Raw genomic sequence first — 13,266 nt, forward strand, 5'->3', positions numbered from 1 at the left:
TTCAGAGAGTGCCAACCGGAGACGAGAGCAAACCTCAGCGTCTCCGGGTGTATGTGCAGCCAAACCTGGGTGACTTGGCTTAATCTTCCAGGCCTACAGTTTCTTTATAAGCCCGACTACCAAGTGCTCCCCAAAGCCCATACGGGCTCTGGCTGCCAGGTGCCCGAGCGCCGATGCCGGTAGCACCGTCCCAAACCATGCCTGAGTTGCGGCTTCCCGCTTCGATCGAATCGGTAATGAACTTCACCGCTCCGTCACCCATCAGGACATGAACGCCACCATTGTGCCGACTCGACATTGTTCCAGGGAATGACAAGTCTTTGGCGTTGTGCCGACCGCAGTAAACATCATTTGGCGGCAAGACGGTAAAGCAACCAGTGAACATCTGCTTGGCTTCTGCCCATTTGTAACCACGGGAATGGTCAGAGTTTGCTCCGCCATTGGCCCAGAAACGTGGTCGCAGTGGATCCTTGAAGTTATCGCAAGCACCTGGGTTTTCCATAACTGCTGCGATCGCGGCGTTGTTACCGCCCAGAGTCGAACCGTCGTTCGGAGCACTGGTCGAAGTGGCACCGTCGCCCAAATCCGTCGCAATTTCGCCCATTGCGATCGTATTGGACAAACCATCGAGAATGTCACGGAAACGCGAAGGAGCACATGGCCGGAAAAAACCTCGGTGGGCTGCTCGGCTGGAGGTTTCGCGAGCGGATTGTGTGCGTCGGTTATTCCAGGGCCCGAATCGGGTGTGGTAGGTACTGTCACCCAGGCAGGCGGCGTAGTTGGTACGTCCAAGAGCAGGCAAGCCCACACCTGGGTCACTTGGACATCGTAAAGTTGGAATCTCGTATGTCCAAGGGAGATACTGGATTGTTCCCGGCGTTGGGCCCATTGCAGGCCACGGGTTTGTCGGGGTACCAATCGCCGCGGAAAGGTTACCGTCGGACCTCTTGGCACTTGGATTAGCAATTTGCTCCCAAATTGCTTGCTGTTCAACGAACGGCAGAATTCCGACAAGCATGCTAAGACGCTTGCTGTTGGCCAGGTCGTTCTCTGCCCAATAGGCGTTCGCGTCGCCGTTGCCAACAAACAGAACGGTGCCAGTACCTTGCGTAGGCAATTGCTTGTACGCGGAATGATAGTTGTGCATGCCCAAGCCAAGTTGCTTGAAGTTGTTGCTGCAACTCATGCGTCTAGCCGCCTCGCGGGCAGCTTGCACGGCGGGCAACAACAGCCCCACAAGAACGCCAATGATGGCGATCACGACGAGTAGTTCAACCAACGTGAAACCACGTCGAAGTCTCGGATAACTCATAAAACACCTCGATTAGAAAACGAACAATTACACTTGGGCCGCCGAATAACAGCCCTCAATCCTCTTCACACATTCCTGTGTCCCACGCGGAAGTTAGTTCTGTGCCGGTTAGGAAACGGTCTCGAGGCACGCCGAGGCGTAGCGTTTGATCACGCTAACATCCATCGCTTGTGTCAAGAATTCGCTACCGCATTCGACAAAGAAAACCACTGGGCAGGCCACAAGCGAGTCTGCAGGTAGTCGGATCTGGAATCCCTATGTAAAACAAAACATCAGGGGTAATTAGGAAAACAGAAACAAACACCAACTCGACAGCCCCCTCAGAGGAATGTCGCCAATCGGATATCTGACGCCCTAGCAGGCTCTTACTGTCGCCTAGCATACCCCTGCGGAATTCCCTGTCTGTCGTCTGTTTGGATGACACGCCCCGCTTTCTCGTGGATATAACGGAGTTATGGACCGATCCCACGCACGATTGATAGCACTCATCCTGCTGTTGATTCCGCTTCGCTGCTTGGGGGACAGTGCGCCGTCAATCGATGGTCCAACCAGTCCGACGAAGATTGCCGAACTGGACTCGCGACTCGAAAAGTTCTCTTTGTCCGAGCTGCAAGATCACCTTGTTTCGATCGAAGCCCAACTTCGATGGCTCTCACCCTACAGCCTGCGCAGTGGAGTCGGCGTGATTGGCTTTCGCTCCGCTTGGCAAGGCTCTGCTGACCGACAGGAATGGATTAGCATTTCACTCGGTGACGAGTTTTCGATTGATGAAATTGTTTTGGTGCCGACGCTTTGGCGTGACTCCAACAAAGGGTTTCGGTCCGACGGATTTCCGCAAGCATTTCGAGTGCTTGCAGGAACCGACGACGATCTCAAAGGCACCGTCGTTGCCTCCTATGACGTTAGCGACAAAATCGAACCCAGAACCGGACCACTGGTAATTTCGTTGGAACCGACAAACGCGTCATGGGTCCGGATCGAAGCGACTGTGTTATCCAAACGTGCATTCGATACCAAGGAAATTTTTCAGCTTGCCGAAGTTCTCGTGTTTAGTGGCATGGAGAACGTGGCACTGCGGAAACACGTTTCGACAAGTTCAAATTCCAATGACCGAGTTGGTGCGTGGAACTCGACTTATTTAGTTGACGGATTGACTCCGTATTTGATGGATTCATCCCAAGGCAGCCAAAGCCTTGCCTATGTCAGTCGGTTTGGCGAGCAACCGGTGTTATATGTCGATCTAGAATCCGAATACCCAATCACAGGCATCCACTTGCATGCGGTCGACCAAGACGACACAGTCCCACAAGCGCATGCCGGAGACCTTGGTATTCCGAATCGGCTATTAATCGAAGGAGCGGACGACCAAGACTTTACTAATGCGAAAACACTTCTCGATTATCAACGAACGAACGTCAACGACATCGGACCGACGATGATGTGGCGAGTCCCGGAAACGATCTGCCGATTCGTTCGATTAAGCGCAATCCAACCGAGCGTCACGGATCTGAATGTGTCCCAAGACGTTCGAATCGGATTCGCAGAAATCGAACTCTATTCCAATGGAAAAAACGTCGCTTTAGGCAAACGCGCTTTCGCAAACTCGATGCCCAAACCAGGTGATCGGTCGTTGCGAGCGCTGACCGATGGCAGAAATCTATTTGGCGAAATCCCGCCCCTGCGGACGTGGTTGAACCAACTCGCCAAACGACATGATCTGGAAGGCATGCGTCCGCTGGTCGTTGCCGAACTGAACCGCCGCTACGCTCGGCAAAGATCTCAATTGACCTGGGTCACTTGGCTAGCAGCGTTTCTCGCATTTGGAATTGGCGCGACATTTGTGGTCGACCGAATCGTTCGCATGCGTCAACTGACGGAACTACGCAGCCGGTTCGCCGCCGATCTTCACGATGAACTTGGTGCCGATTTACACGTGATTTCGTTACTGAGCGACTTGTCTCGTGGGGCAATCAACAATCCCGATAAGCACGAATCGCTGCACCAACGAATCCGCATTATGACGCAACGATCTAGCGATGCGGTTCGGTATTGCACGAACATGCTAGAAGCCAAAGAGCTCTACGGCGACTTGCTGGACGACATGCAAAGATCAACGGACCGCATCATGGCTGACTTCAAAGGCGAACTGACATTCGAAGGTGACGTCGCAGTCTTGCGAGGCTTGAAACCCCGCACACGTGCCGACCTGTTCTTGTTCTACAAAGAATGCTTGGTCAATATCAGCCGCCACAGTAACGGGACGCACTTCTACGCTCGCTTGACCGTGCATGGTAACGAGATCAGCTTGACCGTTCGCGACGATGGCCGCGGACTAAACGACGACCATACTAACGCCGTTCCATCGTCCCTGATGCGGCGAGCCAAACTACTTGGTGCAGACGCTGATGTTCAGTCTTCGGAAACCGGCGGTACGACCATCTCACTAAAGATGAAAACTCGGAAATGGAGATTTCGCAAATAGCGATCGTTCGATGAGCAAGACAATCAATGTGATGCTAGTTGAAGACCACCCCGAGTATCGTGATGTCATCGACCTCGCACTTAAGGACGAGGCGGATATCGAACTAATCAACCAAGTCGGTTCGTCCGAGCGAGCTCTGCGCATCTTGCAAGATAGATCGCAGACAACGATGCCCGATCTGATCTTGCTTGACTTAAACTTGCCAGGAAAATCGGGCTTGGAATCCCTGCCGACTTTTCGTTCGATCAGTCCGAGTTTAAAGATCATTGTCCTAACCCAGTCCAACAAAGAAGCCGACGTGGTGCGTGCCATCCAATTGGGCGCATCTGGCTACCTGTTGAAGTCTTCCACGGTCGACCAAATTCTTGACGCGATCCGAACAGTGGGCAATGGTGGTGCCGTACTAGGCAGCGGCATCGCGAAGTACATTCTCAACACCCTGCAGACGATACTGCCGCGTGACAAATTAGAAGACGCACTCTCGCAACGCGAATTGGAAATCCTCGCATTGCTAGGTGAAGGTCTTGTTAAGAAAGAGATTGCTTACAAGTTGAAGATCAGCATCAGCACGGTTGCAACCTACATTCGCCGGATCTACGAGAAGCTGGATGTCCAAAACGCACCTGCTGCGATCACCCAAGCTTACCGCGCCGGCATCCTGCCCCACGAACCAAATGCCGACTCGGACTATTGACTCGGTGATAATAAGCGATAGGCCAGCGGAACTGTTGCTATCGCTTCGGAAGTCGGTTGAGAGTGTAGTAGGCGTGCGGATGAAGGAGCTGTTGTCTGGTCCGATCGAGCACTGCTGACGCGTTGAGTTCATGAACGAAATACTGTTTCAAACCATCGACCACCAAACGAACCGTCACGCCATCGGCTTGGACCTGCGCGGACCGGACGGTTAAACCGTGTTGTTGAATTTCGTCGCTTCCGTAGGTCGAATGGTAATTGTACGTGTAACGCTGGAGCTGATACGACGCGGGATCGGACGCCGACTTGGGATCGACCGGACGGGTGAAGGTCAACTCGAAACCGTCCGGTTTGACTCGCATCGCCTGGATTTCGAAAGGCGTCTTGCCGGTCCAAACTAACCGCTGAAGTCCGTACGATGCCGTTCCCAAACTGCTCCAGCCACGATTGGTCAACCCAACAAACACGCTGCCGTCACGACCTTGCATCAATCGCAACACCGCGCTGGCCATGCCGGATCGGAACGGAAAGCAAGCGCCTTGATACTCACCGTCGACCTTCTCCAAAAACACCCGATTGATACCGGCTTGCGTAAATTCACCGACGAACAGTTGCCCCGCAAAGGGACCAAACTTGCCATCGCTAGCGTCCAGCATGATGTCGGTCGTTGACTGACCCATTTTCTTGTAGGGAAACCAAACGGCCGGCGGTTTCATCTGCGGAAATCGTTTCAGAGCTTCGGGCAACGCGAGCCCGTTTGGCACTTCCTTAACATCATGAATCGTTGATCCCTGGGCATCCATCGAGGCCAAAGATTCAGGATGATGAAAGAACGCCCCTTCACGCATGTGATGCAGCGCGCCGGCAGCGACCCAGTTCCCTTGTTGATCGGTATAGAACATGTCGCCGTCCGCGTTGGCACCCATGCCACTTGGCGATCGCATACCGGCGCAGACCGGAATCAAATCCCCCGCTTCGCTGACCTTCATGCCCCAACCACGCCACAAACCTTGCCGATATCCCAGTGATGATTGGCGAGTTCGTTTTAGCAAGTCACCTTTTAACCCCAAACCGATGTTCAGCGTCAACCAAAGGTTACCATCCCCATCTACTTTTGGCCCGTACGCATATTCGTGATAGTGCCCCGTCACGCCCCAACCTTTAGCGACCGTCAAGTATTCGTCAGCAACATCGTCGCCAACCGTGTCACGAAGCCGCGTCAGTTCGCTGCGCTGGACTGTCAAGAAACTGCCACCGCGACGCAGCAGCCCCAGTGGCTCGTGCAGTGCCGAAGCAAACCGATGATACGTCACTTGCGTCGGTGGATCGTCGTAGACGCCGCCAAGAATCCAGACTTCGCCTTTGCGTATCGCCACTGCAATGCGGTCATCGTCATACGGTGCGATCCCGCTTACTTCCAAGGCCGGTCCGTCATCCCCGGGACGCCAGTTCGCCGCTCGCGAATCCGTATTGGTCTGGCTGGTCGCGACCGAAATGATCCGGTAGTAATCCGACTCGTCGTCCGCTTCGACAAGCGACATTGGCACGACCAAACTGACCAAGAAAAACGTCAAAACGACCGAGTAGATTTGTTTCACCATGAGTAGTTCACCTCTAACTTCGTCGCGGACGTGATGTCAATCAAGTACACCACTCGTTGTTGGTCGTCGCTGGTTTGATCCTGCTCCGCAGTGATCGTTGCCGCACCGGCGGGAAGCCGATCGATCTGCACGGTTAACCCCTTGTCGCTGACAAACCGATTGCCACCGATCTGCTTTACCGTCCGGCCCGCCAATGGAGAAAAGGCGATCCGATGTGACGAGTCCGGATCTGGTTGAAATCGCCAAGTCCTTTGTAGGGAACCGTCTTTCAAGGCCACGATTTCCTCTTCGATGGCAATCGAACCTACGCGATAGAGGAACGTCGGAACACCGTCCGGATCCACCCGATAGCCACCAAAGCGGTGCTGGGCCGCTGTCGCAGTGAAATCGCAACTGTTGGCGTCAGCCTTGCTGTCGATTTCGACAAAAACGTTGCCGGCTGGAAACTCGATCGATTCGGTTCCTAGTGGATTTGCCGGTGGAGCGAAGCGAATGAACCACGTCCCTTGCGCATCCAAAAACTTGCCTCGCCAACCATCCGCCAAGCGAACCTGTTCAGCATCAAAGGCATAGTGGACGCCTTGCGGATTGCCCACTGCGATCGCGTGCGTGCCCGCGATGTCCATGAACGTGCGCAACAAGATCGGCCGATCGTCTGGAACCAACTCGTAGGTTTGCGACCGAGCCTGCTGGATCTTCTGTGGCAATGAGTGCTTTGGCACGCCTTGCAAATATGCCCACATCGCAGCGATCTGTCGATCAGGATCGCCACCAAGCAATTCTGTGTTTTGAGTCTTTCCGTCGGCGAAAAAGTTTGGCATTCGCGTTCGCGACTTCAGCGAACTCGGATCGTGCAAAAACGCAGTAAACCAGTCTCGGTTCACGCGGCCGGCGACCCCCGACAACTCCACGCCAACAACGCCAGGCATCGAAAAACCATCAAACGAGTGACACTGAATACAACCAATGTCCATCAGTTCTCGGCCCGCTTCGATCACCTCATTGCTTGGCGGTTTCGAATCAACCGCAACCGTGTACGGCAACTTGCGACGACCATCGACTCCGGCTATCCAGATCGGTAGATCCGCGACTTGATCCGCATGAAACTTGGGCATGCGAATCGTCATGTGAGGTCGGATGTCGGCATTGTTTCCAGCCAATATTTTGGCAAACCAAGCTGGTTTTATTTTGCGACCCGCACCAGTCAAGGGCGGTGGCAATCGACCTTCATCCCCCAGGTCAATCTCACCGACGGAATGAAAGTAGTCCTTGCGGCGGCGACCAACGCCACCCAACTCGTCGCGAACGTGACAGGCATAGCAGTTCAACTGCATCAAACGATGCTGCAGCTTGTCGGCCGTCGCAACCGGAGTCTGCGTTGCGATTGACGCGAGGGCCGAGACGATTGCGCCGCGTTGGAAATCGTCGAGTAAATAGGCTGGCCCTTTGCTGTATTCTTCCTGCAGGCAACCTGCAAACGTTTCGCGACGAAGTTCGGTAAGGATCGGCGTATCTGATGCTGCTAAATCATTGGGTAGTCCGTCAACTTGGTGGCAAGCAATGCAACCAAACCGTTCAAACGCTTTTCGCCCGGCTTCGGCGTCGCCAGATGCGTCCTGGTTGTTCACCGAATCCGATTCGACTGCCTGTCGATTCATCAAATAGCTGGCCAAGTCTGCGGCTTCGACCGCCGTCAACTTCAAGTTCGGCATTCGGCCGCCCGGGCGATCACGATCGGGATCGAGCAAAAAGAACGTTAAACCTCGCACGGTATATTTCGCCGCCAGGTTCGAATGTGGCACCGATGGGACTGGCCGGGCGGCAGCGGACAAGCCCAGATCTTCGAGTTCAGCCGCGTCCAGTTGATCAATCATCAAGTCGACCGCTGAACGAGCAGATCCGGTAACCTCGAAGTCCGCGGCCGGTTCGTGACAGGCGACGCAGCCAACCGAGTGGTACAATGTTCGCCCCGCTTCAACATTCCCCCGATTCCAAAACTCGAACGGAACTGGAACGGCACCGGTTGCTTTGATATCCGGAAAGTCCTGCTGCTGATTTGCCAGAAACGCTGCGATATTGCCGGCAACGGTTTCCCGCTGTTGCGAGGTCAATTCGCCAAGCACGTCGGGCATCGTCGTGCCCGGATGCACGCGACTTGGATCCGCCACATAATCACGAACCCAAGATGGATTCAGCCGGCGCCCTGAATTGCGAAGTGAGGGGCCGCCTTTGGATACCAGCATCGCGTCATCGCTGCGGTGGCACTTTGTGCAGCTCAGTTCCGTGATCAGTAAACGCCCGGCTTCAACTTGGTCAATTTGGTCGTGACGAGCAAACCGCTCAACCGCCGAAACGAAGGCAACTTCGTCAGCGATGGAAACGATGCGGAAAGACACAACCGCGATGGTCACAGCGATCCAGGCAAATCCACGACAACTTTTCTTCATTCGACTCATGCGGACGCCGCTTGTCTTTCGGATCTTGCTTTCACCAGCATTTCGATCCACGGACCAATGTAAAACCCGTTGTCGCGGTAAGTCCGACCGCTGACCAAGTTACCGTCGATCACACACGCTTCGTCAACAAAGATGCCGCCGCAGACTTCTAAGTCGAACTTACACTTCGCAACCGTTGCCATCCGACGCCCAGAAACGCATCCCGCATAGGCGGGGATCTCGACACCGTGACAGACGCTTGCGATCGGTTTTCCGGATTCAAAAAAGTGTCTAGTGATGCGAACTAGGTTTTCGTCGTAACGGATGTATTCCGGTGCACGTCCGCCGGAAAAGAAGATGCCGGCGTATTCATCTTCGTTGACGTCAGCAAACGGCACATCGCAGTCGAGCGTGTAGCCTTCCCATTCTTTGGTGATCGTCCAACCAGGTTTGATCTCGTGCAACACCAATTGGTAGAGACGTTTTTCGGGCGCGATCACAACCGGATGAAACCCGGCTTCTTGCAATCGGTAATACGGATACATCGTGTCGAGCAATTCGGTTGCATCGCCAATGACAATCAGGACTTTTTCCAACAGACGATTCCTTGTTGAAGCGGGTGCGGTAATATTCGCTAGCGAGTGTGGATTGTCTCGCTGTAAACAAGTTGGCCCGTATATCCGTCATGCCAACGAATGATGACGTGCGGACGATCGTAGGCGACGAACTGATATCCGCCACCGGGCGATCCAGCTTTCAACACATTGTTGATTTGCACGACGCCATAGTACGTGTTGCGAATTTGTTGGTACGGCATATTGTTGGGAAATTCAGAGAGCCAGCGGATGTCGACTTCACGCCCCATGCTCGACCACTTTCCGCCGTTGGGCGGATTGCCAAGCGTACCGATTGGATGTCCCGTCGAACCGAGCGGGCCACACATTACTTCCCAGAGGTTGTCAGAAATCTTGACCGAGGCGGACGCGTGAACATCACCCGTAAAAATGACAACGGGTTGCTTGATTGCGTCCAGTCGCTGCAACAGTTCTTCACGCTCGGCTAGAAACGACGGAAAACCATCGCCTTTATCATCGGTGTCGTCGCCGCCGACATGCGCAGCGGTGTGATAGATCATCCACGGATCCGGCGACACCAAGAAAACGAAATCAGCGTCGGTGTTTTCGACTCCATCGAGCAACCATTTCTTTTGGGCGTCGCCAAGGATGAACAAGTTGGGATCACTGCGATCTTTTGCGTTGCGATTCGAACGTTCGCCGCGAGTGTCCAACGCGAAGAAGTGACTGTTGCCGACCCGCCAGTCGTAGTAGTGATGCGTGCCGATACTGTAGACGACCTGTTCGTTTGCTTTTGCCGGTGGAGTGAATTCCAGATGCGTCGCATCGATGACACGCGTCAAACCGTACACTCCCGCGTTCTTGGGCGCGTCCTCGCGCCGCGGGACGATTTTGACACCGCGCGTGTAATTGCCCAGATGGATGGTGCTGACTCGATCGGGCGACAGACTTGTGAAGTCTGCGTCGGGATCATGCAAGATGGTGTCGTCACGTTTAACTTCACCGCGTCCCAATCGGATGCTTCCTCGCTGCGCTCCGCTCGGATTCGCCCAGCCTAAATAGTCTTCGTACGCTTTCAGACCGACATCGCGAATCAAATGCCGACCTTCGCCCAAACCGATCTGTCCACAGCCATGGATGTCCCAACCAACATCATGATCGTCGAACGTAAACATCGCGGGCACGCGTCGAAATAGGTTCGCAAAGGAACGGCCCCGACTGAAGTACAGCTTGTAGTTGTCACGCACACCGCCAAGCGTACCGTCACGCATTTCTTCGTAGATCACATCGCCATTGACGATACCGAAGGAAACTTCATCGGCGTGACGACGTCGAATCGAATCATAGGCAGGCGTACTAACGTATTGGCCGCCGCTGTTGTCGGGTGCCTGCGAGGCGCAGTGACCAACGGCGAAGGACAGATTGAACAAGCCGTCCGGGTTGTTGACTGGATCGGCATAGGCGGTTGCATCAGGAAGCGTCCGTAGCGACGGCCATTGATCCGCAAAGTCAGCTCGCAGGTCGGCAACTTGCCCGTCGACTTCGACCAAATAGAAGTACTCGGTGTTCGGGGCGAGAGCCTCGATTTTAACGACGCCGGTCAGATCGTACTTGTCACTGGTTTGTCCTTCGACGGTATTCCAGTGGTCGTCGGGCGGTAGCGATTTCCCGTAACGAACGCGAAACGAATCGGGTTGCTTGGTGCGCACCCACACGTGAACCGAATGCGAAGTCGGATTGCCCAACAATGGACCATGACTCAATCCGCTGGCTGCGTACGGCAACACATCGCCAGCAATCGGATCGGGCCAACGCATGACTTGGGCATCAACAACACCAGCACCGCAAACGATCGCGAGTGCAATCGCAATGGCGACCTTGTCGATCTGCTTATGCATTCAAACAACCATTCAAATAGACGCGACCTCGATTGACTTCGGCAGTCACCGCTTCGGGCGTTTCCAAGATCGGCACGCCGCGCGGTACCGGATGCATGAAGACCTCGGTGGGGCCGGCGAAGTTGATTTGGCGAAGTGCATTGACCAACGGCGCAAAATCCAGATCGCCTCGCCCCGGCATCTGCAAGAGTTCCTGTTCCTTGGGCAACTTTTCGACCGACCCCATTCCGTGCTGCCACGCATAGAAGACACTCAGACGTGGGCCAATGTCACGGATCAGTTTGGCGATTGCATGTGGGTCTTGCGGAAGGTGATAGGGCGCCAGAGCGATACCCAAATTCGGATGATCACAAAGCTCGATCAGCCATTTCATCGAATCTGGACTTTCGATCAAATTGTTACCATGGTTTTCGATCGCGATCGTGACGTTGCACTCGGCAGCTTGTTCCAAATGCGGTCTCATCTGCTGTGCGAACTTGCCAACCGCCGATTTCAGTTCGTCACCTTTCAAATGCTTGGGACCGCTTCCGCCAACCACAATCAGCGGGCATCCAAAGCGTTTCGCGAATAATAACTCGTCGCCTAAGCCAAACGGACCGAGCTTGTACTGTGTCAAACACCCCAGCGTAACGTCGTGTTGATCCAGTAGAGCGGCAAAAGATTCCTCGCCCATTTTGTTGATCTGTTCACGCTGGTTACCGTGAATCATCGGCCAAATGTCGATGCTGCTTGCGCCCGACTTAGCGACCTCTGGCAAGACCGTCGCCAATTCCGCATAGCCATACATGCAACTGGCGAGTGAGTAGTTCAGACGAAACTCATTTCGCGAATCCTGGCCACAGGCTTGGTTGCCAAGCCCTGCTAAAGCCGTAGCGGCCACCAGGTTGAACTCGCGTCTACCAATTCGATGATCATTGAAGGAGATTGGTCGTTTCATCAGACACGCTGCCAGTACGAATTGAAGTTTTCACAACGACGATCACTATTTTACGAAGCCAATCGTGCCACTGCGTACGTGAATGCGTATTTCCTGTACGCTATATTGTCACCGCTTCCCGCCCCCCCCAATAACCGAACGTGTCGTCTCGTGCGTCCTGACATTCCTCACGTTGCGATTTTGATCGAAACGTCGCGTTCCTACGGACGTGCGTTGTTGCGAGGCGTAAGACGTTATATCACCGAGACAGGGCCGTGGTCTGTGTTCATGGAACTGAGATCGCTGGACTCACCAACACCACCGTGGCTGAAGCACTGGAAGGGTGACGGCATCCTGACTCGCACGAGCAATCAAGCGATGGCGACTGCGATCTCGCGAACGAACGTTCCGACGGTCGAACTTCGTTCGACCCGCCTGCGTCATGCGTTTCCGTTCGTCGGAGTCAACAATTTTCGAGTGGGACGAATGATCGCCGATCACTTTTTGGATCGGGGATTCCAACATTTCGGTTTATTCATGATCGAAACCGAATTGTACTTCCAGCAGCGCCGCGACGACTTCATCGAGACGCTTCGACAGCGCGGCCACGATTGTCACTTGTACAAACCCACGGGGCGACGTGAACAACCGGCGCAGTGGGAGCGTGCGCAAGATGAGCTCGCCATATGGCTAACTTCGTTGCCCAAACCTGTTGGGATCATGGCCAGTACCGATCAGATGGGGTTTTGGATTCTGGACGCCAGTCGTCGCGCGGGTTTGTCGGTCCCGGAACAGATCGCCGTCGTGGGTGTCGAAAACGACGAGTCACTTTGCACGATGGCCATGCCACCACTTTCAAGCGTTCCACTCAATGGTGAACGAGTCGGGTACCAAGCCGCCACACTGTTACAAAGAATGATGAACGGCGAAAAACCGCCAACCGAGCCGACACTGATTGATCCATTGCCGCTTGTCGCTCGCCAGTCGTCGGATGTGATCGCGGTGGACAACGCAGACCTATCTCGCGCTCTACAACTGATCAAACAAAAAGCGTGCAACGGGCTGCGTGTCAGCGATGTACTGGCAGACGTAAATATATCACGAAGCAAATTAGAACGAGAGTTTCGCAGCACGATCGGCCGTTCACCCAACCAAGAAATCCTTCGTGTCAAGCTTGACCGTGTCAGTCAGATGCTGATTCTAACCGAGTTGACGTTGCCCCAAATCGCCGCACAAACGGGGTTCGAATCCGTCGCTTATTTATCGGAATCGTTCAAGCAGCATTTCGGATCCGCGCCCGGAAAGTACCGACGCCAATCTAACGAAGGACGATAATTAGACATCTTAGCGTCAT

General features: G+C 54.3%; 9 protein-coding genes. 3 read left to right on the forward strand and 6 right to left on the reverse strand.

What is annotated here, in order from left to right; translation table 11 throughout:
- Positions 1-79: 79 nt before the first annotated feature.
- Positions 80-1,312, reverse strand: a complete 1,233-nt coding sequence (locus tag Poly59_RS27945) for a DUF1559 domain-containing protein (RefSeq protein WP_146537357.1) — start codon at positions 1,310-1,312, stop codon at positions 80-82.
- Positions 1,313-1,766: 454 nt separating this feature from the next.
- On the opposite strand from Poly59_RS27945, the gene Poly59_RS27950 reads away from it, so the two are divergent.
- Entirely contained in the window at positions 1,767-3,794 is a 2,028-nt protein-coding gene (locus Poly59_RS27950; protein WP_146537358.1) for a sensor histidine kinase, read from the forward strand.
- A 10-nt stretch (positions 3,795-3,804) separates the two neighbouring features.
- Positions 3,805-4,488, forward strand: coding sequence for a response regulator (locus Poly59_RS27955; protein ID WP_146537359.1), 684 nt, complete (start codon positions 3,805-3,807; stop codon positions 4,486-4,488).
- Between the two features lie 37 nt (positions 4,489-4,525).
- On the opposite strand, the gene Poly59_RS27960 is transcribed toward Poly59_RS27955, so the two are convergent.
- From Poly59_RS27960 to Poly59_RS27980, 5 genes are read right to left on the reverse strand one after another with little or no spacing between them, the layout of a single operon-like run.
- Complete coding sequence (locus tag Poly59_RS27960) at positions 4,526-6,088, reverse strand: hypothetical protein (protein ID WP_146537360.1); 1,563 nt, start codon at positions 6,086-6,088, stop codon at positions 4,526-4,528.
- Positions 6,082-8,535: a c-type cytochrome gene (locus Poly59_RS27965; protein ID WP_186776567.1), complete on the reverse strand. Its 2,454-nt coding sequence runs from the start codon at positions 8,533-8,535 to the stop codon at positions 6,082-6,084. Before Poly59_RS27965 ends, Poly59_RS27960 begins: the two co-directional genes overlap by 7 nt.
- Positions 8,536-8,540: 5 nt before the next feature.
- The gene (locus Poly59_RS27970; protein ID WP_186776568.1) at positions 8,541-9,119 is read right to left on the reverse strand and encodes a DJ-1/PfpI family protein; all 579 of its coding nucleotides are present in this window, start codon (positions 9,117-9,119) and stop codon (positions 8,541-8,543) included.
- 38 nt (positions 9,120-9,157) lie between these two features.
- Complete coding sequence (locus tag Poly59_RS27975) at positions 9,158-10,996, reverse strand: alkaline phosphatase D family protein (RefSeq protein WP_146537363.1); 1,839 nt, start codon at positions 10,994-10,996, stop codon at positions 9,158-9,160.
- On the reverse strand, positions 10,989-11,933 hold the full coding sequence (locus Poly59_RS27980) for a sugar phosphate isomerase/epimerase family protein (RefSeq protein ID WP_146537364.1): 945 nt from the start codon (positions 11,931-11,933) through the stop codon (positions 10,989-10,991). Before Poly59_RS27980 ends, Poly59_RS27975 begins: the two co-directional genes overlap by 8 nt.
- Before the next feature lie 150 nt (positions 11,934-12,083).
- Here Poly59_RS27980 and Poly59_RS27985 point away from each other — a divergent pair, with 150 nt between their 5' ends.
- The gene (locus Poly59_RS27985; protein ID WP_246151989.1) at positions 12,084-13,247 is read left to right on the forward strand and encodes a XylR family transcriptional regulator; all 1,164 of its coding nucleotides are present in this window, start codon (positions 12,084-12,086) and stop codon (positions 13,245-13,247) included.
- Positions 13,248-13,266 lie beyond the last annotated feature (19 nt).

This window comes from Rubripirellula reticaptiva (assembly GCF_007860175.1).
GTDB classification, from domain to species: domain Bacteria; phylum Planctomycetota; class Planctomycetia; order Pirellulales; family Pirellulaceae; genus Rubripirellula; species Rubripirellula reticaptiva.

Coding starts and splice junctions, on each gene's coding strand:
- Poly59_RS27955 (WP_146537359.1), top strand. CDS start 3,805: ATGAGCAAGACAATCAATGTGATGCTAGTTGAAGACCACCCCGAGTAT.
- Poly59_RS27965 (WP_186776567.1), bottom strand. CDS start 8,535: ATGAAGAAAAGTTGTCGTGGATTTGCCTGGATCGCTGTGACCATCGCG.
- Poly59_RS27960 (WP_146537360.1), bottom strand. CDS start 6,088: ATGGTGAAACAAATCTACTCGGTCGTTTTGACGTTTTTCTTGGTCAGT.
- Poly59_RS27945 (WP_146537357.1), bottom strand. CDS start 1,312: ATGAGTTATCCGAGACTTCGACGTGGTTTCACGTTGGTTGAACTACTC.
- Poly59_RS27950 (WP_146537358.1), top strand. CDS start 1,767: ATGGACCGATCCCACGCACGATTGATAGCACTCATCCTGCTGTTGATT.
- Poly59_RS27980 (WP_146537364.1), bottom strand. CDS start 11,933: ATGAAACGACCAATCTCCTTCAATGATCATCGAATTGGTAGACGCGAG.
- Poly59_RS27975 (WP_146537363.1), bottom strand. CDS start 10,996: ATGCATAAGCAGATCGACAAGGTCGCCATTGCGATTGCACTCGCGATC.